This is a genomic window from Mesorhizobium sp. Arg314 (assembly GCF_053714275.1).
The window spans coordinates 1-563 of the sequence record NZ_JBSKBP010000232.1 but is presented as its reverse complement, the minus strand read 5'-3'; the positions used below and the strand labels follow the sequence as shown (position 1 = coordinate 563).

The 563-nt window shown below is 54.2% G+C and carries 1 protein-coding gene; it reads right to left on the bottom strand.

All coding sequences use genetic code 11. The features are described 5' to 3' along the window. On the bottom strand, window positions 1–353 hold a 353-nt coding region (locus ACWGS9_RS35235), incomplete at its 3' end, for a hypothetical protein (protein ID WP_454509485.1). Window positions 354–563: the final 210 nt, after the last annotated feature.

Here is a 563-nt window from a genome sequence, read left to right as displayed (position 1 = left end):
AAATAGACCAGCGCAATCGCGGGCAGCAGGGAGAAGACTGTAATCATGACGCCTTGATAGACGCGGCCTTCGCGCGAGCCCGTATCGATCCCGTCGAAGCCGACAACCGGTATTCGCTCATGCCATTTCGAGCCGGCGCGTAGGGAATAGACGCGTCCAACGAGTGAGGTTAGTGCGAGCAAAATTGAACATATCGGGATTGCGATCATTACCGCAGGCACCCTCGCCTTCATGACCAGCTTTGCACCGAATATCTCTTCCCCGCCTTGCGCTACCACCCAAGAATTCAGGGCGTAATAGAGAAGGAGCGCACTGACCACAAACCAAACCTTGCTAAGCTGCGATTGCGTCATTTGCACCTCTTGGTCGTTATGGTGGCCACGGCTCGTTCGGCAGACGGGCTACTGACCTACTAATTCAGCCGATAGCGCCATAGCGAAATTCATTTTGAGGCGGGCACGGGCAATCAGATTTTTCGGCCCGACAGTGATGTCGAGAAGTTCAATCGACGGAGTGTCAGCGGAAATCTTCAATCCCGGAACGTTGGTATTGTGAACGGCCTT